This window comes from Azospirillum sp. TSH64 (genome assembly GCF_003116035.1).
In the GTDB taxonomy this organism is placed as follows: domain Bacteria; phylum Pseudomonadota; class Alphaproteobacteria; order Azospirillales; family Azospirillaceae; genus Azospirillum.
In genome coordinates, this window is the sequence record NZ_LGQW01000015.1 from 2563964 (window position 1) to 2584246 (window position 20283).

17 protein-coding genes are annotated in these 20283 nt (G+C 69.7%); 9 read left to right on the top strand and 8 right to left on the bottom strand.

The features are described from left to right. The first annotated feature begins 75 nt into the window (after nt 1-75). Entirely contained in the window at nt 76-2640 is a 2565-nt protein-coding gene (locus TSH64_RS13110) for an ATP-binding protein (protein ID WP_109452607.1), read from the top strand. A gap of 9 nt (nt 2641-2649) precedes the next feature. Here TSH64_RS13110 and TSH64_RS13115 read toward each other — a convergent pair whose 3' ends face one another. Beyond that, nucleotides 2650-3609, bottom strand: a complete 960-nt coding sequence (locus TSH64_RS13115) for a DMT family transporter (RefSeq protein ID WP_109445471.1) — start codon at nt 3607-3609, stop codon at nt 2650-2652. A 242-nt stretch (nt 3610-3851) separates the two neighbouring features. On the opposite strand from TSH64_RS13115, the gene TSH64_RS13120 reads away from it, so the two are divergent. From TSH64_RS13120 to TSH64_RS13130, 3 genes are all read left to right on the top strand, one after another. Then, nucleotides 3852-4436 carry a hypothetical protein gene (locus TSH64_RS13120; RefSeq protein ID WP_109445472.1) on the top strand — a complete coding sequence of 195 codons (585 nt, stop codon included), beginning with the start codon at nt 3852-3854 and terminating at the stop codon, nt 4434-4436. Nucleotides 4437-4477: 41 nt separating this feature from the next. Next, a complete protein-coding gene (locus tag TSH64_RS13125) occupies nt 4478-4663 on the top strand; it encodes a hypothetical protein (protein WP_109445473.1) in 186 nt (61 codons plus the stop codon). Between the two features lie 173 nt (nt 4664-4836). Next, complete coding sequence (locus TSH64_RS13130; protein WP_109445474.1) at nt 4837-5616, top strand: cold-shock protein; 780 nt, start codon at nt 4837-4839, stop codon at nt 5614-5616. Nucleotides 5617-5633: 17 nt separating this feature from the next. On the opposite strand, the gene TSH64_RS13135 is transcribed toward TSH64_RS13130, so the two are convergent. The 3 genes from TSH64_RS13135 to TSH64_RS13145 all read right to left on the bottom strand — a co-directional run bounded on the left by TSH64_RS13135 (nt 5634) and on the right by TSH64_RS13145 (nt 7193). After that, complete coding sequence (locus TSH64_RS13135) at nt 5634-5900, bottom strand: DUF2934 domain-containing protein (protein ID WP_109445475.1); 267 nt, start codon at nt 5898-5900, stop codon at nt 5634-5636. 60 nt (nt 5901-5960) lie between these two features. After that, on the bottom strand, nt 5961-6395 hold the full coding sequence (locus TSH64_RS13140; RefSeq protein WP_109445476.1) for a CBS domain-containing protein: 435 nt from the start codon (nt 6393-6395) through the stop codon (nt 5961-5963). A 126-nt stretch (nt 6396-6521) separates the two neighbouring features. Next, nucleotides 6522-7193: an NnrU family protein gene (locus tag TSH64_RS13145; RefSeq protein WP_109445477.1), complete on the bottom strand. Its 672-nt coding sequence runs from the start codon at nt 7191-7193 to the stop codon at nt 6522-6524. Between the two features lie 159 nt (nt 7194-7352). Between TSH64_RS13145 and TSH64_RS13150 the strand changes: the two genes are divergently transcribed. The 3 genes from TSH64_RS13150 to TSH64_RS13160 all read left to right on the top strand — a co-directional run bounded on the left by TSH64_RS13150 (nt 7353) and on the right by TSH64_RS13160 (nt 9513). Next, nucleotides 7353-7991 (top strand): DedA family protein, encoded by a 639-nt coding sequence (locus TSH64_RS13150; RefSeq protein ID WP_109445478.1) that lies wholly within the window; start codon nt 7353-7355, stop codon nt 7989-7991. Nucleotides 7992-8140: 149 nt separating this feature from the next. After that, complete coding sequence (locus TSH64_RS13155) at nt 8141-8746, top strand: DUF4398 domain-containing protein (protein WP_109445479.1); 606 nt, start codon at nt 8141-8143, stop codon at nt 8744-8746. After that, the gene (locus TSH64_RS13160) at nt 8743-9513 is read left to right on the top strand and encodes an OmpA family protein (RefSeq protein WP_109445480.1); all 771 of its coding nucleotides are present in this window, start codon (nt 8743-8745) and stop codon (nt 9511-9513) included. Before TSH64_RS13155 ends, TSH64_RS13160 begins: the two co-directional genes overlap by 4 nt. 88 nt (nt 9514-9601) lie before the next feature. Here the strand turns inward: TSH64_RS13160 and TSH64_RS13165 are convergent, their stop codons facing one another. Then, complete coding sequence (locus TSH64_RS13165) at nt 9602-11170, bottom strand: phospholipase D-like domain-containing protein (RefSeq protein ID WP_109445481.1); 1569 nt, start codon at nt 11168-11170, stop codon at nt 9602-9604. A gap of 389 nt (nt 11171-11559) precedes the next feature. Here TSH64_RS13165 and TSH64_RS13170 point away from each other — a divergent pair, with 389 nt between their 5' ends. Beyond that, a complete protein-coding gene (locus TSH64_RS13170) occupies nt 11560-11976 on the top strand; it encodes a hypothetical protein (RefSeq protein ID WP_146208025.1) in 417 nt (138 codons plus the stop codon). Between the two features lie 167 nt (nt 11977-12143). Here TSH64_RS13170 and TSH64_RS13175 read toward each other — a convergent pair whose 3' ends face one another. Both TSH64_RS13175 and TSH64_RS13180 read right to left on the bottom strand, forming a co-directional pair. Then, nucleotides 12144-12887 (bottom strand): gamma-glutamyl-gamma-aminobutyrate hydrolase family protein, encoded by a 744-nt coding sequence (locus TSH64_RS13175; protein ID WP_109445483.1) that lies wholly within the window; start codon nt 12885-12887, stop codon nt 12144-12146. Between the two features lie 11 nt (nt 12888-12898). Further along, a complete protein-coding gene (locus tag TSH64_RS13180; protein WP_109445484.1) occupies nt 12899-13930 on the bottom strand; it encodes an amidoligase family protein in 1032 nt (343 codons plus the stop codon). Nucleotides 13931-14293: 363 nt separating this feature from the next. Between TSH64_RS13180 and TSH64_RS13185 the strand changes: the two genes are divergently transcribed. Further along, a complete protein-coding gene (locus TSH64_RS13185; RefSeq protein WP_109445485.1) occupies nt 14294-17398 on the top strand; it encodes a PAS domain-containing protein in 3105 nt (1034 codons plus the stop codon). Between the two features lie 85 nt (nt 17399-17483). Here the strand turns inward: TSH64_RS13185 and acnA are convergent, their stop codons facing one another. Further along, complete coding sequence (acnA, locus tag TSH64_RS13190; RefSeq protein ID WP_109445486.1) at nt 17484-20174, bottom strand: aconitate hydratase AcnA; 2691 nt, start codon at nt 20172-20174, stop codon at nt 17484-17486. Between the last annotated feature and the right edge of the window lie 109 nt (nt 20175-20283).

The window sequence follows — 20283 nt, forward strand, 5'->3', positions numbered from 1 at the left end:
ATCCTTCCGTGGTATAGAGGTAACGGGAAATCGGGTGGGGACGGCGGCCGGGCGATGTTGGGCAACTTCTCTTCGATGGCGTACGACCTTGCCGAGAACATCGCGGCGAGCGCCTTCGTCGTTCTTGCCTACACGTTTCTGATCCGCCGGTCCGGCGGCTGGAGCATCTACACCCGCCAGATCGTCTTCGGCGCGGTGATGGCGCTGACCGCCATCTTCTCGATGGTCCACCCCATCCATATCGGACCGGGCATCTTCATCGACGCGCGGGCTCCGCTGGTCGGGCTGAGCGCGCTGTTCGGCGGTCCGCTCTCCTCCGCCATCACCGCGGTGACGGTCGCGGGGTACCGCATCTATCTGGGCGGGGTGGGGATGGAGGCCGGCGTCGCCAATGCGCTGCTGTCCTTCCTGACCGGCATCGGCTTCGCGATGTGGTCGAAGCGGCGCGGGATGGCGATGGGCGTCGGCTCGCTGCTGGGCTTCGGGCTGCTGCTGACGCTGGTGTCGACATCGACCCTGCTGCTGCTGCCCAGCTGGGAGCTTGCCTTGCAGGTGGGGCAGCGCACGGCGCCGGCGCTGCTGGCCATCATCCCGCTCGGCACCCTGTTCCTGGGCGGCCTGCTGCTGCGCGAGCAGCGCCACCACGACGCCGAACGGCGGCTGGGCGAGAGCGAGGCGCGGTACCGCCTGCTGGCCGACAACGCCACCGACATGATCCTGGAGATGAAGGCCGACGGGGCGGTGCGCTACCTGTCGCCGTCGGTGCGCGACATTCTGGGCCACGACCCGGCGGAGATCGTCGGCTCCGCTCCGGCCAACCTGCTGCACCCGGACGATCTGGAGAGCGCGGCGCTGGCCTTTGCCGGGTTGCAGCCGGGGTCGCCGCCCGTCACCTTCACCCACCGGCTGCGCCACCGCGACGGCCACTACCTGTGGGTCGAGTCCAGCATGCGCCCGACGGTGGGGTCCGACGGCCGCTTCGTGGTGGTCGGCGTGGTCCGTGACGTGACCGAGCGCAAGCGCTACGAGGAGGAGCTATCCGCCGCCCGCGCCGAGGCGGAGGCGGCCAACCGCGTGAAGTCGGAATTCCTGGCGTCGATGAGCCATGAGATCCGCACGCCGCTGAACGGCGTCATCGGCTTTGCCGACCTGCTGCTGGGCACCGAGCTGACGGCGGAACAGCGCCAGTATGTGTCGCTCCAGCGCGAGGCCGGGCGCGGGCTGCTGGCGATCATCGGCGACATCCTGGATTATTCGAAGATCGAGGCCGGCAAGCTGGAGTTGGACGAGCGCGCCTTCGACCTGCACCGGCTGCTGCGCGACTGCCGCGACCTGATGAGCAACGCCGCCTCGCAGAAGGGGCTGCTGCTGCAGCTGTCGCTGGGCGGCACCGTTCCGCGCTATGTCCGCGGCGACGAGGCGCGCATCCGCCAGATCCTGCTGAACCTCGTCGGCAATGCGGTGAAATTCACCGAACGCGGCTCGGTGCTGGTGTCGGCCGGGCTGCTGTCGGGGCAGGGGACCGGCGAGGGAGAGGCCGTTCCGGCGGCGCATGTGCGGCTCTCGGTCAGCGACACCGGCCCCGGCATCCCGGCTGCCGATCAGGGCAACCTGTTCCAGCGCTTCAGCCAGGGCGACCGTTCCACCACCCGGCGCTATGGCGGCACCGGGCTCGGCCTCATCATCTCCAAGCAGCTGTCGGAGCTGATGGGCGGGCATATCGGCGTGCAGAGCAGTCCCGGGGTGGGCAGCACCTTCTGGTTCGAGCTGCCGCTGCCGGTCGCCACCGCGCCGGGGCTGCCCGCCGTCGAGCGCAAGGATGCGGCACCGACCCGCAGCGCCCGCATCCTGCTGGCCGAAGACGTGCCGATGAACCAGATCGTCACCTCCTCCATCCTCTGCAAGGCCGGCCATACGGTCGAGGTGGCGGAGGACGGCATCCTGGCGGTGGAGGCGATGCGCCGGGGCACGTTCGACCTTGTCCTGATGGACATGCAGATGCCGCGGATGGACGGCCTGCAGGCGACTGCGGCGATCCGTCAGCTTGGCGGGCGGCGCGGCGCCGTGCCCATCATTGCGCTGACCGCCAACGCGCTGACCGATCAGCTCCAGCTTTGCCTGGATGTCGGCATGAACGACCATGTGACCAAGCCGATCGAGCGCGACACGCTGCTGTCCGCGGTCGACCGCTGGCTCGACGCCGGGGCGGATGGGGCCCTGCCGGAGGAGGATGCCGTGGAAGAGGCGACGGTGCTGGCCGGTGTGGCGACGGTGTCGGACAGCGCGCCGGTGCTGAACCGCGCCACGCTGGACACGCTGGCCGAAACGCTGGGCGCGGATGTGCTGCCCCGCTTCATCGCCGGCACCTTGGCCGAACTGGCCCTGCGCGCCGACCGCATCAGCGAGGCGGACTCGTCGAAGGCCGCCGCGGCCGATGCCCATGCCATGGTGTCGCTGGCCGGCAATGTCGGCCTCCTAGAACTGTCGCGCACCGCCCGCAAGCTTCAGCATGCCTGCGAGCATCAATGGCCGGATGAGCCGGTGCTGAAGCTTGAATTGCGCGATGCCGTCAACCGCGCCTCCTCCGCACTCCAGGCGGCGCTGCCCACCCTGGGCGTGGCGGTGGAGACGGCCCGCTGAGCCGCCCGTCTATCTGTTGACGATCAGGGCGACACCGGCCACCGCAACCGCGGCGCCGGCCCAGGCGCCCAGCGACGGGCGCTGGCCGGTCAGCAGCCACATCATCGGCAGGATCAGGACCGGGCTGAGCGCCGACAGGGTGGCGACCACCCCGGCATTGCCGTGGGCAAGCCCGACCAACAGCAGCGTCATCCCCAGCCCGACGCCGAGCAGTCCGTTGCCGGCGATCTGCAGCATCAGCTTGGGCGTCAACCCGCGGGGGACCAGCAGCCCGCCGAGCCCACCGGCGCCTGCCACCGCCGCACCGCCGCGAGCCCCCTCGCGAACCCCAGCGCGAACCCCAGCGCGAACCGTCGACAGCATGCCGATGGCCGTGAACATCAGGGCCGCCGTGGTGACCCGCACGGCGGCCGACGCAATCGGATCGGCGCCCGCCGCCATCACCGGCTTGGCGATGATCGAGCCGGCGGCCTGACCGACCGCCGCCAGAAGGCAGACCGACACGCCGGCCAGCAAATTGCCCTGGATCGCCTCCCAGCTGTGGGTGGAGCCGGAGCGCAGGGCCACTGCCAGCATCACCCCAAGCGTGACCAGCGCCACGCCCAGAACGGTCCACGGCCCCAGCGCCTCCCCCAGCAGGGCATAGGCGAGCAGGGCGGTCAGCGGCGCGTTGGCGGCATAGATCACCACATTGCGGCGCGGCCCCAGCCGGCTGAGCGACCAGAACAGCGCCATGTCCCCCACCACGATCCCCAGCAACCCCGACAATGCCAGCGTCAGCGCGGCCCCGGTGTCCAGCGTCTGCCAGCCGCCCAGCAGGGTGGTGGCGACCAACAGGGCCGCGGCGACGATGGTCAGGCGCACGCGGTTGAAGGCGATGGAGCCGAGCACCCGCACCGGTCCGATGGCGATCAGGCCGCCCGCGGCCCAGCACAGCGCCGCGCCCAGCGCGGCCATGTTGGCGATCATGATGGAAATGCGGACCGTTGGTTGAGGAGGGGGACAGGCACTCTACAGCCGACGCCCACTGCCTGCGAAATGAGCAAGATGCATGGCCGGGCAGATCTTCGACCGGTCCGCCGGAACCGTGCCCCGCCCACGACCGTTGATTCCATCGGAACACGCCCCTGAGCGGGATCGCCATGGGCATGGATGGACATGGCCAATTCGAGAGGCCAACCCGAGGCGCCAACCCGAGGAGCACGCGACCGATGCGGACAAATTTCACAAGGTTCGGCCCCGTCGCCCTCGTCATGGCGGCCGGGCTCCTCGCCGCCCAGGGAGCTGCGGCCCAGACGGGTGCCGCGGCCCAGGCGAGTTGCGGCGCGATGGTGGATCAGTTCGCCGCCGATCTCGGCCTGTCGACCGAACCGCCACCGGTCGCCGTCCCCGGCAACGGTGCGCCCGGCCTGTCGGGCTCCACACCGCGCGACGAACCGGGGTCCGGCAGCGGCAGCGACCGGCTTGCCCAATCCGGCGGCATGGTGGCGCCCCCCGCCGTCGGCGACCGGTCGGTGGTCGAGCCGCCGGCCATCGGCAGCAACATGCCGACCGCTCCGTCCATCAGCCCGCAACCCGGCCCGCAGGCCAATTCGCGGACGGCACCGGACAGCGGTCCCGGCGGCTCCGGCAGTGGCGACGGGCCGATGGGGCAGGCGGCGCGGAACGCCCAGGTGGAATCGCTGGTCACCGCCGCCCGCAGCGCCGCCCGCGACGGCGACGAAGCCCGCTGCATGACCAGCCTGAACGATGCCCGGCGCCTGTCGCGGACCGCCCCCGGCGGTCATGGCGGCTGACGACGTCGATTGCCTTAATCAATGACTTTGAGGAACCGCGCATGATCTTTGAGCTTGGACCCTATCCGCCCGCGCCGCCGCGCGAACCGTCGGTGCCGGATGACTCGATGCCGGTGCCGGGCGATCCGGCGCGTCCGCCGCTGGGCGAGCCGCCGGGCCCGATCCCGGTTCCGCCGCGCGAGCCGCCGCCGGCGCCGGACCGCCTGATGGACCGCCTGATGGGCTGAGACCGGTCCACCGGGGCCCACGGGTGTGATTTAACGGCCTGTCCGGCTTATTCGGAGCGGTCCCGACTTGCCAAGAGCGCGCGGACGGGCGATGTGTCAGGGGTTGGCGTCCACCGGTCCATGAGATGGACCGGCAAGGGCGCCGCTTCTGTTTGCCGGAGTTCGGGTTTCCCATGCACAATCAGCCGCCCCGCAGCCACGTCTATCGCCAGCCCAACGTCGTCGCCACCCAGGTGACGGCCACCGTGAAATGGTTCAACCCCGAACGTGGCTACGGCTTCGTCAAGGTCGGCGACAGCGGCAAGGACGCCCTGCTGCCGGCCTCGCTCGTCGTGCCCGCCGGCCACACCACGCTGCCGGACGGCGCCACCGTGGTCGTCGACCTGGTCGAGGACCGCAAGGGCCAGCAGGTCAGCGTCCTGCACTCCGTCGACCTGTCCACCGCCACGCCGGCCCGTCCGCAGGGGCGCGAGCGCAGCTTCGGCGACCGCGGCGATCGGGGCTTCGGTGACCGGGGTGGGGATCGGGGCGGTGACCGCGGCTTCGGTGCGCGCCGCGATGCCGGCGGTCCGCGCGACCGCGGCTTCGGCGACCGTGGTGGTGATCGTGGTGGCTTCCAGAACCGCAACCAGGATCGCGGTTTCCAGGATCGGGGCTCGGACCGTGGCTTCCAGGATCGGGGCCAGGACCGGGGCTTCCAGGATCGTGGTGGCCCCCGCCGGCCGCAGCAGGCCAGCGGTCCGACCAGCGAGATGGGCGCCACGGTGAAGTGGTTCAACGGCGGGAAGGGTTATGGCTTCGCGCAGCCCGACGACGGCGGGCGCGACGTCTTCATTCCGGCCCGTGCGCTGGAGAGCGCCGGCCTGCGCGGTCTGGATGACGGGCAGCGCGTGCGCATGACCGTCCGCCAGGGCGAAAAGGGGATGGAAGCGGTCAGCCTCAAGATCGAGTGACCGCCTCCATCCGGTGATCAACTGTCCGACGGAACCGAGGACTGGCCCAGATGCGCCGCCGCTTCCCGCTGGTTGCGGGCGGCGGCGTCATCGGGAACGGCCAGCCCGGCGTCCGGGCTGTTGACGCGGGGGCCGCCGGCATTGCGGCGATCCTCCTCCCCGATCTCGCGGGCGGCCTGCGCCCAATGGTCGAGATGGCGGTCGTTGGGCCGCCCTTCCTCTTCCCAAAGCCGATAGGCCCGTTCACGGACCCGTGGGTCGTCCGCACCCGATGTGTCTTCCATGATGGTCGGTTCCTGTTGTCGAGGGGAGCCGGTCGAACCGGCCCGGATCAGTTGTTCCGATCAGCTGCGGTCCGGCTCGGAAGGGGAGGAAATCCGCTCCAGAGTGTCCTGGACCGCGCGGTCGTTCTTGGCGTCGGTGGCAAGGTCGCCCAGCGAGACGATGCCGGTCAGGCGGTCGTTGCGGTCCACCACCGGCACCCGCCGGATCTGCTGGCCGGCCATCAGCTCGGTCACGCTGCCGACCGGATCGTCCTCGTAGCAATAGCGCGGATTGGCGGTCATCACCTCCGACACCCTGGTGCGGTCCGGCGGCTTTCCGGCGGAGATCGCCCGGATGGTGATGTCGCGGTCTGTCACCACGCCGATCAGATCCCGTCCGTCGCAGACGGGCAGGATGCCGACATTCAACTGGTCCATCAATTGCGCGGCCCGGCGGATGCTGTCGTCGGGCCGTACCGTCTGCACGTCGCGGGTCATGATCTCGCGGATTTTCATGCGGGGGCTTCCTGAAGCAATGGCGGGGGGAGCAATGGCAAGAGGTACCGGGGCGGAGGTCGGTCTGGGCGAGGGAGGCGGTACTCCTGTCCCGTCCTCAACAGATGCACCGGTCAGCCGTCCCGCTCAACCTACCCAGTAGAGTGGATCCACCCCGAAGAGCAGGGGATGCAGCATCAGCATCCCACCATAAGCGGCAAGTCCGCCGATCAGTCTTGCCGGTCCCATCTCCGCCAGTCCGCGCAGCGCCCCGCGCCATCCCTGCGGCCCGGTCAGCGGCAGCAGTGAGGTTTTGCTCCGGTAGGCGCGTCCGGCGGGGCTGCGGCGCAGCACGATCTCGTTCTTCACCAGCGCGAACAGGGCGATGGCCGCCATGGTGCCGAACAGCAGCACGCGGCGTCCATCGCCGGTGGCGTTCAGGTGCGCGCATGCCCACAGCAGCAGCGCCAGGCTGCCCGGCGCGCGGGTCAGGCGGTAGATACCGCGGGGCGGGTTGGGCGCGCCCTGGCTGCCGAAGCGGGTGGTGACGCGGGCGACCAGCAGCAGGAAGACGATGGGCATCGCCACCGCCACCAGCGGGGCGGCCCAGTCGAAAGGCGTGAACAGCGCCTCCCCGCCGTCGGCGGCGCGGTAGGCCCACACGAACAGGCTCAGCGTCAGCAGCGAGCCGACGGAATGGATCGTCACGAAGCCGCCGCGGCCGAGCCGGGCGATCAGGGCGGGCCGCACCCCCGGCCAGGATGGCAGGGCATGGCTGAGGAACAGCAGGGCGGCGGCGAGGGCAAGGGATGCAGTCATGATGGAGACACTGAACCGTGTACGAACGGCCTCTGCCTTGATTGGGGTCAAGATTGGGGTCGAGATTGTGGTCAAGGGGGATGGAAAAACGGGGAACGCTGGCAAGGTCCGCACGGTTCACTGGAGACGGCCTTCTTCTCCCCGACCCCTGTGGACCCAATGACCGAGTGGATCATCCAGATCGTGCAGCAGTTCGGCTATCTCGGCATCTTCCTGATGCTGGTCCTGGCCCGCGTGCTGCCGCCGGTGCCGGCGGAGACGGTGATCCCGCTGGCCGGCATGGGGGCCGCGACGGGGGAGTTCAACCTGCTGCTGGTGGCGCTGGCCGCCGGGGCGGGGTCGGCGGTGGGGGAACTGGTGTGGTACCTGCCGGCCCATTGGATGGGGCGAGAGCGGTTTGAAGCCTTCCTCCGCCGCCATGGCCATTGGCTGACCGTGAAGCCCGAGCAGGTCCACCGCGCCACCGAATGGTTCGCCCGTCGCGGCGGCGTCGCCGTTCTGCTGTGCCAGCCGTTGCCGGGGCTGCGCACGCTGATCTCGGTTCCCGCCGGGGCCTGCGGGCTGCCGATGGCGGTGTTCCTGCTCTATGCCGCCGCCGGGGCGGTGCTGTGGTCGCTGGTGCTGGCCGGCACCGGCTATCTGGTGCGTGTCGGCTTTCCCTGGATCGCCGACTGGATGGTGCCGGGCGCGCTGGTGCTGTTCATCGTCCTGCTGGCCGCCTATGTGCTGCGGCTGGTCCGCCACCGGCGCGACAACCGCCGGGCCGACCGTGACGGGATTTCGCGCAGCGGCGGCTGAACCGGTGCGGAACCTTCACCCGTGCTGGCGCGTTTGAGGCGCGAGACATCCCGAAAGGCCATGGCCGAAAGGACATGACTTTGAGGGGACGCGACCTTGGCCCGCCCCCGGTTTCCGGCGTGAAGCCCGATCCGAAAGGAACCGACCAGATGACCCGCAAATCCGCAATGACGAACCGGTGGCGAGCCGCCGCCGTGTTGTCGGCGGCGCTCGGCATGGCCGCCTGCGCCTCCGACGTGCCGCCGCCCACCGCCCAGCTCGGCGCCGCGTCCCAGGCGGTGCAGGAGGCCGAGCGCGCCAACGCCCTGCAATATGCCCCGGTGGCGTTGCAGAGCGCCCGCGACAAGCTGGCCTCCGCCGACAAGGCCATGCGCGCCGACGAGCGCACCCGCGCCCGCCGCCTCGCCGAGGAGGCTCGCGTCGATGCCGAGTTGGCGACGGTGACCTCGCAGCGCGCGGTGACCCAGCAGGCGGCCACCGCAGTGGCCAAGTCCGCGATCCCCAACAGCCCGCGGTCGGCCGCCGCGCCGAACGTGGCGCCGGTCTACAGCGGCTCGACGCTGGGCGGCACGCCGTCCGGCGGGGCCGGCTATGGCGGTTCCGGGATGAGCGGCTCCAGCTATCCGGCTCCGTCCGCGGTTCCGCCGGCACCTGCCGGTTCGCTCGGCACGGTTGGCGGCTCGGTGGGCGGTTCAGGCGTCGGAACCGGCGGCGGCAACAGCTGGGGTTACAGCTATCCGGAGGTGCGTCAATGACCGCGTTCGCTTCCCGCAGCATTCTTGTCCTTGCGGGTCTCGGCCTCGGGCTGGCCGGTTGCGCCACCCAGCCGACCGACAGTGCCGCCCTGACCCAGGCGCGGCAGGATTACAGCCTTGCCGCCGCCAACCCGCAGGTCGCCGGCAACGCCCCATTGCAGTTGCGCGACGCCGAGACGGCCCTGCGCCGTGCCGAGGCGATGCGCGACCAGGGCGCCGACGCCGCCGAGGTCGATCACCAGGCCTACATCGTCAGCCGCCGGGTGCAGATCGCCCAGGAGACGGCCGGGGTGAAGGGCGCCCAGACCGTGGTCGCCAACGCCGACACCTACCGCCTCCAGGCTCGCAACACAGAGTTGGAGCAGCAGCTGCGCGACCTCCAGGCGCAGCGGACCGAACGTGGTCTGGTCATGACGCTGGGCGACATCCTGTTCGCCACCGGCCGGGCGGAGCTGACCCCCGGCGCCTATGAGCGCATCGACCGGCTCGCCCAGTTCCTGCAATCCCAGCCCGGCCGCACCATCCGGATCGAGGGCCACACCGACAGCACCGGCAGCGACACCACCAACCTGCGCCTGTCGGAAGCCCGCGCCAACTCCGTCCGCGACGCCCTGACCATGCGCGGCGTCTCTCCGGCGCGCATCGTCACCCAGGGCATGGGCGAGGCGCAGCCGGTGGCCGCCAACAACACCGATGCCGGCCGCCAGCAGAACCGCCGCGTCGAGATCGTCATCTCCGACGACGGCCGCGTCGCGGAGACGCGATAAGTCCAGACATGGAAATCCCCTCTCCCACGGTGGGAGAGGGGATTTCGGAAATTGGGCCCGCCCCTTGCGTGACGGTCAGTCGTGACGGTCAGTCGCGCGCAAGGCGGGCTTTTTCGCGTCCGTTGCGGATCACACCCCAGACCCCGGCGGCCAGCCCGACCGTCAACAGAGCGGCGGCGGCGGCGCGCAGGGCAGAGCGCGGGGGCGGCGGCAGGCGCTTCCACGGCGCCCAGGCCTCGTTCGGATCGTCGGGATCGGCGATGCGCAGGGCGGCGAAGGCCTGTTCGGTCAGGCTGGGATCGCTGGCGGGCAGTTCGGCCAGCCGGCGGCCGGACTGCGGGCAGAGTCGGTCGATGGCGGCGGTGACGCTGCCGGTCGCCTGGATCTCCGCCTCCAGCCGGGTCCGGTCGATGCCCATATGCTCGGCCAGCAGGCGGTTGCGCACGCCGATGATCGCGGCTTCCGCGCAGGTCCGCTCCGGCCCGTCCTCCCGCGGCGCCTCGATGGTCAGGTCGCACTCGCTGTCATAGCCCATCGACCGGTTGTTCAGGTTGGACGAGCCGATGCGCAGCAGTCGGCCGTCCACCGCCACCACCTTGGAATGGACGATCACCGGCCCGCCGCCCTTCGTCACCGGGGTCAGGGCACGCAGCCGGCCGTAGCGGTCGGCCTCGCGCAGGCAGCGCAAGGCCACCGAGCGCGGCGTGTCCATCGCCATGCGGTCGAACCAGCTCGGGCTTTCCATCGACACCACCAGCACCACCTCCGGCCCGTCGGGCTCGGCCAGCCGGCGGGCCAGCGCCTCGGCGACGCGGGCGGAGGCGAAATACTGGTTTTCCAGATAGATGGTGCGTTCTGCCGCAGCGATGGCGGCGAAGGTCAGCGCCTCGCTCTCGCGAATCGCCGGCCGCCCGTCGATTTCCGGCACGGTGCGGGAGATGCCGATCCGCGCGTCCGTCAGGATCGGGCTGGCGCAGTCGGGCAGGGGACAGTCCGGCCAGGGATCCTGATCGGGCCGGTCGGTGTCGGGCGGCGGGCAGGGCTCCAGCACCTCGCCGGTGGCGCAACGCCAGCGCTCCCGCGCCAGTTCGGACAGGGCACGGGCGGCATCGCCGTCGACCATCATCATAACGTCGTGGCGCGGGCCATAGGGCTCGCCGTTCGGGCAGCGGCGGCGCGGGTCGTCGTCGCGATGTTCCGACGTGTCCCAGCGGTCGAAGGAGAAATCTATCCCGCCGCAGAAGGCCAGGGCATCGTCGATCACCAGCAGCTTCTGGTGCTGGGCGGCGCCGACCGGCAACTCCCCGTCGAGCCGGGCGTTCAGCCGGCGGCCGGTGCTGCGGTCCAGCCGCTCCAGCGGCTCGTGCGGATGGTCGAGCGCGATGGGAAAGGGCATATCCCATTTCAGCGCCCGGACATGCAGCCCGGGCCGCGACCGCATCAGCCGGGCGAGAAAGCGGCCCAGCGTCTCTTGGCTTTCGGGATCCAGGCGCATGCGCGGGTCGATGTCCCAGCCGACCAGCAGGATCGACCGCTTCGCCTGCTCCATGGCAGCGCGGGCGGCAACGAAGTAATCGGCGCCGTCGACCAGCACCGCCACCCGCCCGGCCCGCTCGGTCCGCCAGCAGGTCCGGCCGGGATGGAGCACCGGGGACATACCGGGATCATAGGGTCCGGAGTGATGGGCGGCATCCTGGGAGGCGTCTGGCACGGCTGGAACCCTCGTTGAGAACGCGTCGGGAGGCTTTGCGCGGACCATCCGCCTCGCGGCTTGAACCCTATGACGCGTCTGTTGTTCCCGCCTCGCCGGCTGTGCGTCGGTGGCTGGCCGAAGGAACCCGCCGGACGCGTTTTTGCCGCTCTTTTGCCGGCGTTTTTCAAAAAAAGAACAGGGACCGACCGAGATCATGCCCCGATTGCCCTGTTCTAAACCCATGAAAGACAAAGACGCCCTGGCCGGACGCCGATTGCGGCTCCAAACACGGCGTCCGTCCCGTTCCAAAGACGCCCAAATGCGAGGCGTTGCCACCATGAAGGAGTTCGAGGATGCGTAATCTGATGATCGGTGCTGTTTCGGCAGTTCTCCTGATGGCCGCCCCGGCCATGGCCCAGACCGCTCAGCAAGCCAACCCCGGCGCCCTCAAGGGCAGCGGCGCATACACCACCGCGCCGAGCAGCAGCACCAATGTCGGACCGGACGGCATCGTCCACACCCCGCCGGGCGCCACCACCTCGCCGTCGGCCGGCTCCACGACCGGCGGTGCGGGCATGTCGGGTTCGACCGGCACCACCGGCACCATGTCGGGTTCCTCGACCTCGCCGGTGCCGGGTGTGACCACCGCCCCGTCGGGCATGGGCAACAACACCGGCAGCAACGTTCCGCGCGACAACCAGACCGCCACCGGCACCCACTGCCCGCCGGGCACCCCGAACTGCGGCCCGGACAACGGCGGCAGCCAGTAACATCCCCCTCGCGGCAACAGCGCGGGCGCCCCGGAGCCATCCCTCCGGCGGCGCCCGCGTCGTTTTTGCACGTCGTTCCGGTGTTGCGATCCGTCCGGCAGGTGGCGGCGGCAGGATGCCGCCGCGTCACCATCATGGCGCACGGTAAAAGATGGACTGAGGGAGTATCAGCTGGATGCGCGGGCCGGGCGGCGGGCGGGACTCTCGACGAGTTCGTCCAGCGGGGCTGTGCCGGCGGCGGTTTCGACCAGACGGCGGAACAGGGCCTGCTGCCGGCTGTCCGCAACCAGATATTCCGGATGCCACTGCACGCCGATCATGAAGGGCTCGTTCGGCGCCTCGATGCCCTGGACGATGCCGGCGCGTTCGCGGGCGACGACGCGCAGGCCGTCGCCGACGCGGTCCACCGACTGGTGGTGCAGGGCGTTCACGCGGCATTCGGCGATGCCGAGGATGCGGTAGAGCCGGCTGTCCGGCGCGATCCGGATGCGCTTGCGCGGCAGCACGGTGCGCATATGCGGCGCTTCCTCGTAGATCTCGTGGATGTCGACGTGGAGCGAGCCACCACGGTGGACGTTGATCATCTGCGAGCCGCGGCAGATGCCCAGCACCGGCAGTCCGATCTTGGCGGCGCAGTCGAGCGCCAGCATCTCCAACCGGTCGCGTTCGGGATCGATGCGGATTTGCGGACGGGCGGATTCGCCGTAGAGCGAGGCGTCGATGTCGTCGCCGCCGCCGACGACCAGCGCGTCCAGCCGGTCGATGGGGAAGGGGGACTCGGCGGTGATGCGGACCGACGACGCGCCGGCCCGCCACAGGGCAAGCCGGTTGGCCATGGCGGCGATGCGGCTGCCATGGATCGAGGCGGTGATGCCGACCAGCGGCCGGGACCTGCCGACGATGGCTGCCATGGAAAACTCCCTCAGCCGGCCTGACGGGCGGGGCCGTCGGTTCCATCCGCTTGTCCGGCGCTGCCTGCGTGGTCACCGTGAATGCCCGGGTTGGCGGCCAGAACGGCGTCGATGCGGTCGGCCCAGCCGTCGAGCTGCTGTGCGTCGCCCGCCCGGCGATACTCGGTGCCGAGGCCGTCCAGCAGTGCGCGGTCGGCGGCCAGCCGTTCCACCGCCACCCAGCGGTTCCAGTCGGCGGCGAGCGACCAAGCCGGGTCGCTCAGCCGTGCGTTCGGCAGCCGGTAATGGAAGGTCGGGCGCGGGCGGACATGCGGATCCTCCATCGCCGCGGCCAGACGGTCGCGGTCGAGATGGGCGAACAGCGGGAACAGGTCCAGCTCGCGGTTTCGGGTTGGGTTGTCGGCCAGATAATCGTCGATCAGCCCGCCCAGGTCGGGACGATAGGCAGGATCGACGACCTTTGCGGCATAGGGCGTCGGGAAGGCGGCGATGAAGCCGGACAGGCGCCGGGTGACGTCGACCCTGATTTCCCGCCGCAGCCAAGGGGCCAGCAGCAGGAAGGCCTTCAGCATGTCCAGCAGGTAATCGCCATCGGTCCGCGCCACCTCCGGATTGAAATGCAGGCCGAAGGCGAACAGCGGGCTGGCCTCCGTCCCGGCGGCACCCAGCGCGCGCAGGCGGGCGACCATCTCCTCCAGCTCCGGCATCTGCTCCACCGTCACCGGCGGGGCGGCGATCTCGAAGGGCATCACCAGACTGCCGATGTTGCCCCACAACGGCCGCAGCGGGTCGAGGATCGCCGCACCCCCCTTGCCCTTGTGGGCGGAGCGCATGTCCAGTTCGACCGTGAAGTCACCGAGCCGCGTCTCCGTCACCAGACATCGGTGCGGGTTCTCGACGGTGACGGTGCCGCCGAACAGCCGGTGCACGCAGGCTGCGGCCGACGGCGCGTCCAGATCGGCGAATTCAAGTTCCACCCCCACGCGGCGCGGCGTGCCCTGGGACGTGGTGCGGAGCGGGGGGAGGAGGAAGGGTGTGGTCATTGCAAGGCTTCAACAGCCCACCCCGCAGCCTGTTCCATCGATGGAGCTGCATCGGGATTCCAGTTGCATCGGAAGTCCTTGAACACTGCAACGACGCGAATTCAAGCAGGCTGCGGTGCATATCCCTTTCGACCGTAACCACTCGATGGTGGTATGTTTTGGTTTTTGATGTAAATGCCCTGCAGTTGGCGGCAAATTGGGAGAGGATAACAGCCGTTCGATCGGCTTCTCCCCTCTGTTCCGGCTCATTTTTTTCTAAATTAACCGCCGCTTAACCATAAGTGCGTTAGCGATAGGCCTGCCGCAGGGTGGCGCATCCGTCGTTTCATCCGGTCGGCTTTGCGGAGGAGCCTCGTCTACGTCATGACCCTTCTGGCACGCCTCTTCATCCTGGTCCTGCTCGCGGTGCTGCCGGCGATCGGCATCCAGATCTACAGCGTGCTCGAACAGCGGGCGGAGCGCGAAGGCGAGGTGACGCTCCAGGCCGAACGGCTTCTCCGGCAGGTCGAAAGCGAGCATTTCCGTCTCATCGACAGCGCCCGCCTGATGGTCACCGCGGTGACCGAGGCGCGCTTCCTGCGCCGGGGCGAGGCCGACAGCTGCCAGACCTATCTGGAGCGGCTGGCGACCCGTTCCGCCGACTACCGCACCCTGTCGATCACCGATACCGAGGGGCGCATCCTGTGCAGCGCCGATCCGTCGCGCATCGGTGCCTCTCTGAGCGTCCAGCCGCATTTCCGCCGGGCGATGGCGCAGGGCCGTTTCGCCGTCGGCGAATGGACAATCACCCATTCCGGCGCCGACGGCGGCGAACTGCCGGTCGCCGCTCCCTATTCGGACAGCGACGGCCGGCGGGCCGGCGTGGTCGCCCTGTCGCTCGACGTCCCGCGGCTGACCGCCCTCTTCGCCTCCCGTCCGATGCCGGACAACACCACCCTGACCGTCGCCGACCGCTCCGGCACCATCCTGGTGAAGTTGCCGGGCACCCAGGGCCGCGCCGGCGAACGGCTGCCGGACAGCTATCTGGGGCTTCTGTCGGAACGGGAAGCCGGCGTGACCATGCTGCCCGGACTGGACGGCGTGTCGCGCATCCTTGCCTTCTCCCCGCCGGCCGCCGGCATCCGCGACCTGTTCATCAGCGTCGGCGTCGACCGCGGCGCCGCCATGGGCGCGGTGGACCGCGCCACCCGGGACGGGCTGCTGATGACACTGTCGGGCTTCCTGGTCGCCGCCGCCGCCGCCTGGATCGGCGGTACCCTGTTCATCCGCCGCCCGGTCGATGCGCTGGTTTCCGCCGCCCGCGACTGGAGCGAGGGCAAGACCGCCACCCGGGTGAAGCTGTCCGACCGCTCGTCGGAGATCGGACAGCTCGGCTACGCCTTCGACATGATGGCTGAACGGCTGGAGGCGCGTGAAGCGGCGCTGCGCCAGTCCGAAAGCCACATCCGCGCCGTGCTGGACGCGCTGCCGGCCTATGTCGGCGTGCTGACGCCGGACGGGGCGGTGGCCCAGGTCAACCGTGCCGCCGCCGATGCCGCCGGGCTGCCGCCCGCCCGCATCGTCGGCCGCCCCTTCGACGAGATCTGCTGGCTGTCCTTCGACGAGGCCGGGCGGGAGCGGTTGCGGCAGGCGCTGGTGCTGGGCGCCGGCGGACGGTCCTCCCGCTTCGACGCCGGGCTGCGCGTCGCCACCGGGCGGGACACCACTCCGCGGGAGATGACGGTGGACGTCAACCTGACCCCGATGGTCGATGCCGACGGCCATGTCACCCACCTGATCGCCACCGGCATCGACATCACCGAACGCAAGCGCACGGAGGAGGCGCTGCGTGTCGCCGAGGAGCGCGTGCGCACCGGCTTGCGCAATTCCGGCGTGGTGGTGCTCAACCAGGACCGCGACCTGCGCTACAACTGGGCGCATTCGGAATGGCTCGGCTTCTCTCCCGACGCACTGATCGGCCGTACCGACGCCGACCTGTGCAGCCAGCGTGAGGATGCCGACGGCATGATGGCGCTGAAGCACCGGGTGATGGAGAGCGGCGTCGGCGCGCGGGAGGAGGTGCGCATCCACTGCAAGGGCGAGGACCGCTTCTTCGACCTGACCGTCGATCCGCTGCTCGATCCCTCCGGCCGTGTCGAGGGCGTCACCTGCGCTGCCGTCGAGGTCACCGACCGCAAGAAGGCCGAGGCCGAACTGCGCCGTGCGCGGGAGGAGGCCGATCAGGCCAACGACGGCAAGTCCAAGTTCCTCGCCGCCGCCAGCCACGACCTGCGCCAGCCGGTGCAGTCGCTCTATCTCTTCACCGCGGCGTTGAGCGACCGGTTGCAGGGTCATGCGGCGCTGCCGATCCTCGACAACATCCGCCAGGGGCTGGACACGCTGAAGAGCCTGCTGGACGGTCTTCTGGACATGTCGCGGCTGGAATCCGGCAAGATCGTCGCCACGCCGGTGGAGGTGCGGCTGAACCAGATGCTCGGCCGGCTGGTCGCCGAATATGGCCCGCGCGCCGCCCAGAAGGGGTTGGTGCTGCGTGCCGTGCCGACGCGCGCCTGGGTCCGCACCGATCCGGCCCATCTGGAGCGCATCCTGCGCAACCTCGTCGAGAACGCGCTGCGCTACACCACCAGGGGCAAGGTGCTGCTGGGTTGCCGCCGGACGCCGTCCGGCATGCGGGTGGAGGTGTGGGACACCGGCGCCGGCATCCCCGCCGACCGGCTGGAGGACATCTTCGAGGAGTTCACCCAGCTGGGCGAGCGCAGCGAACGCGGCCTCGGCCTGGGGCTGGCCATCGTCAAGCGGCTGTCGCGGCTGCTCGGCCATCCGGTGACGGTGCGCTCGTGGGAGGGCAAGGGGTCGGTCTTCGCGGTCGAGCTGCCGCGGGTGATCCTGGGCAACCCGCGTCCGGCCAGCGGCACCGCCGCCGCCGCCGCGACGCTCGCGCGCCGGTCCATCGCCAACGATGCGGCGGCGGCCAATGCTGCGAACGACCGGGGGCAGGCGATCAGCGCCATCGCCAACGCCTTCGGCGGTGGGCGGAGCGCTGGCGGGGCGACCAAGACGATTGCCGCGCCGGCTGCCGCAGTTGCGGCTGGAGCCGCCAAGGGCATGGTGCTGGTGATCGACGACGAGGCGATCATCCTGCTCGGCCTCAAGGCGATCCTGGAAGGCTGGGGCTATGACGTGCTGACCGCCAAGTCGGGCGATCAGGCGCTGGAACGGCTGCGCGCCGACGGCCGCTGCCCGCAGATCGTGCTGGCCGACTACCAGCTCCAGCAGGGCCGCACCGGTCCGGAGGCGGTCTGTGCGGTCCAGACCATGCTGGGCCAGTCGGTTCCCGGCATCATCCTGACCGGCGACACCAGCTCCGAACGCCAGGAAGAAGCCGAACGCCGCGGCTTCCGCATCCTGCACAAGCCGGTCTTCCCCAACGACCTCCGCCGCATGATGGCGAGCGCCGGGGCGGCGTGATGCGCCGGTTCGGGTTTCCTCGGCAGCAAAAAGGGCCGCTCCCCCACCGGGACGCGGCCCTTGCGTTATCCGAACTCCGGCAGCCTTACTTCGCCAGATTCCTCAGCACGAAGTTCAGCACGCCGCCGTTCCGGTAATACTCCACCTCGTCCAGCGTATCGATGCGCAGCAGCAGCGGGTAGGTCTCCACCGTGCCGTCAGCGCGGGTCAGGGTCAGGGCGACGTCCTTGCGCGGCCGCAGATCCTGTTCGATGCCGGCGATGTCGAAGCGTTCCGACCCGTCCAGCTTCAGGTCGTTGCGGGTCAGGCCGTCCTTGAACTGCAAGGGCAGGATGCCCATCCCGACGAGGTTGGAGCGGTGGATGCGCTCGAAGCTCTCGGCGATCACCGCGCGGATACCCAGCAGCCGGGTGCCCTTCGCCGCCCAGTCGCGGCTCGACCCCGTGCCGTATTCCTTGCCGGCGACGACGACCAGCGGCACGCCCTCGTCGGCGTAGCGCATGGCGGCGGTGTAGATCGGCAGCCGTTCGCCCGACGGGTAATGCTTGGTCTCGCCGCCTTCGACGCCGGGGATCAGCTCGTTGCGGATGCGGATGTTGGCGAAGGTGCCGCGCATCATGACTTCATGGTTGCCGCGGCGGGCGCCGTAGCTGTTGAAGTCCTGCGGACGCACCTGATAGCTCAGCAGGTACTCGCCGGCCGGGCTGGTCTTCTTGATCGAGCCGGCGGGGGAGATGTGGTCGGTGGTGATGGAATCGCCCAGCACCGCCAGCGCCCGCGCGCCGCGAACGTCCGACACCGGGTCCGGCGTCTTGGTCAGGCCGGTGAAGAAGGGCGGCAGCTTCACATAGGTGGAGCCGTCCTGCCACTGGTAGGTCTGGCCTTCCGCCGTGGCGATGGCCTGCCACTGTTCCGGACCCTTGAACACGTCGGAATAGCGGCTTCGGAACATCTCGGCGGTCAGCGAGGCGTCGATGGCGTCCTGCACCTCGCGGTTGCTCGGCCAGACGTCCTTCAGATAGACCGGCTGGCCATCGCTGCCGGTGCCGAGGGGGTCGGTGGCCAGGTCGATGTTCAGGTTGCCGGCCAGCGCATAGGCGACGCACAGCGGCGGCGAGGCCAGATAATTGGCGCGGGTGTGCGGGTTGACGCGGCCCTCGAAGTTGCGGTTGCCCGACAGCACGGCGCCGACCACGAGGTTGCCTTCCTCCACCGCCGCGGCAATGGCGTCGGGCAGCGGGCCGGAGTTGCCGATGCAGGTGGTGCAGCCATAGCCGACGATGTTGAAGCCGATGCGGTCGAGGTAAGGCTGCAGCCCGGCCTTGGCGAGATAGTCGGTGACCACCTGGGAGCCCGGCGCCAGGGAGGTCTTGACCCACGGCTTCTGCTTCAGCCCCTTTTCCACCGCCTTTTTGGCCAGCAAACCGGCGGCGATCAGCACCGCCGGGTTGGAGGTGTTGGTGCAGGAGGTGATGGCGGCGATGACGACGGCGCCCTGTTCCAGGCTGTAGTCGGCGCCCTTCACCGGAACCGCCTTCTTCGGGTCGTCAGCCTTGTAGGCCTCGGTCATGTCCTTGGCGAAGCCTTGCGCCACCGCCGACAGCGGCACGCGGTCCTGCGGACGCTTCGGACCGGCCAGCGACGGCTCCACCGTGCCCATGTCCAGTTCGAGCACGTCGGTGAAGACCGGATCGGGGCTGTTCGGCTCGCGCCACATGCCCTGGGCTTTGGCATAAGCCTCGACCAGCGCCACGCGGTCGGGATCGCGGCCGGTGAAGGTCAGGTAGCGGATGGTCTCGGCGTCGATGGGGAAGATGCCGCAGGTCGCGCCATATTCCGGCGCCATGTTGCCGATGGTGGCGCGGTCGGGCAGCGTCATGCTGTCCAGGCCCGGCCCGAAGAACTCGACGAACTTGCCGACCACGCCCTTCTTTCGCAGCATCTGGGTGACGGTCAGCACCAGATCGGTGGCGGTCATGCCCTCCTTGAGCCGGCCGGTCAGCTTGAAGCCGACGACCTCCGGGATCAGCATGGAGATCGGCTGGCCCAGCATCGCGGCCTCCGCCTCGATGCCGCCGACGCCCCAGCCCAGCACGGACAGGCCGTTCACCATCGTGGTGTGGCTGTCGGTGCCGACCAGCGTGTCGGGATAGGCCACCGGCTTGCCCGACGGGTCATTGTCGGTCCAAACGACCTGCGCGAGATATTCGGTGTTGACCTGATGACAGATGCCGGTGCCCGGCGGCACCACGCGGAAATTGTCGAAGGCCTTCTGGCCCCAGCGCAGGAACTCGTAGCGTTCCAGGTTGCGTTCGAACTCCAGATCGACGTTCTTCTGGAAGGCCTCGGCGCCACCGAAGTAATCGACCATCACCGAATGGTCGATGACCAGATCGACCGGCACCAGCGGGTTGATCTTCGTCGGGTCGCCGCCCAGCGACGCCATTGCCTCGCGCATCGCCGCCAGATCGCAGACCGCCGGCACGCCGGTGAAGTCCTGCATCAGCACACGGGCCGGGCGATAGGCGATTTCACGGTCGGACCGCTTGTCGACCAGCCATTGGGCCACCGCCTTCACGTCGTCGACGGAGACGGTGCGCCCATCCTCGAACCGCAGCAGGTTTTCCAGCAGCACCTTCATCGAAAACGGCAGCCGCGACAGATCGCCGAGGCCCGCCTCCTCGGCGGCCTTCAGGCTGAAATAGTCGTAGCTCTTGCCGCCCGCGCTGAGCGAGCGGCGGGTCTTGAGCGAATCTTGACCGGTGAAGGTGGTCACGGGAAAGACTCCTTGGCTTCTGTGGCTTTTGGACCCGGCAGTCCGGATCGTGGCTTTCGGTTCGGGCGGGCACCGGGGCGGATGCCTGGGGGAAGATGCTTCTCGTCGG

Coding starts and splice junctions, on each gene's coding strand:
- TSH64_RS13110 (WP_109452607.1), top strand. CDS start 76: ATGGCGTACGACCTTGCCGAGAACATCGCGGCGAGCGCCTTCGTCGTT.
- TSH64_RS13160 (WP_109445480.1), top strand. CDS start 8,743: ATGACCGCGTTCGCTTCCCGCAGCATTCTTGTCCTTGCGGGTCTCGGC.
- TSH64_RS13155 (WP_109445479.1), top strand. CDS start 8,141: ATGACCCGCAAATCCGCAATGACGAACCGGTGGCGAGCCGCCGCCGTG.
- TSH64_RS13115 (WP_109445471.1), bottom strand. CDS start 3,609: ATGATCGCCAACATGGCCGCGCTGGGCGCGGCGCTGTGCTGGGCCGCG.
- TSH64_RS13170 (WP_146208025.1), top strand. CDS start 11,560: ATGCGTAATCTGATGATCGGTGCTGTTTCGGCAGTTCTCCTGATGGCC.
- TSH64_RS13145 (WP_109445477.1), bottom strand. CDS start 7,193: ATGACTGCATCCCTTGCCCTCGCCGCCGCCCTGCTGTTCCTCAGCCAT.
- TSH64_RS13180 (WP_109445484.1), bottom strand. CDS start 13,930: ATGACCACACCCTTCCTCCTCCCCCCGCTCCGCACCACGTCCCAGGGC.
- TSH64_RS13120 (WP_109445472.1), top strand. CDS start 3,852: ATGCGGACAAATTTCACAAGGTTCGGCCCCGTCGCCCTCGTCATGGCG.
- TSH64_RS13135 (WP_109445475.1), bottom strand. CDS start 5,900: ATGGAAGACACATCGGGTGCGGACGACCCACGGGTCCGTGAACGGGCC.
- TSH64_RS13165 (WP_109445481.1), bottom strand. CDS start 11,170: ATGTCCCCGGTGCTCCATCCCGGCCGGACCTGCTGGCGGACCGAGCGG.
- TSH64_RS13185 (WP_109445485.1), top strand. CDS start 14,294: ATGACCCTTCTGGCACGCCTCTTCATCCTGGTCCTGCTCGCGGTGCTG.
- TSH64_RS13150 (WP_109445478.1), top strand. CDS start 7,353: ATGACCGAGTGGATCATCCAGATCGTGCAGCAGTTCGGCTATCTCGGC.
- TSH64_RS13175 (WP_109445483.1), bottom strand. CDS start 12,887: ATGGCAGCCATCGTCGGCAGGTCCCGGCCGCTGGTCGGCATCACCGCC.
- TSH64_RS13140 (WP_109445476.1), bottom strand. CDS start 6,395: ATGAAAATCCGCGAGATCATGACCCGCGACGTGCAGACGGTACGGCCC.
- TSH64_RS13130 (WP_109445474.1), top strand. CDS start 4,837: ATGCACAATCAGCCGCCCCGCAGCCACGTCTATCGCCAGCCCAACGTC.
- TSH64_RS13125 (WP_109445473.1), top strand. CDS start 4,478: ATGATCTTTGAGCTTGGACCCTATCCGCCCGCGCCGCCGCGCGAACCG.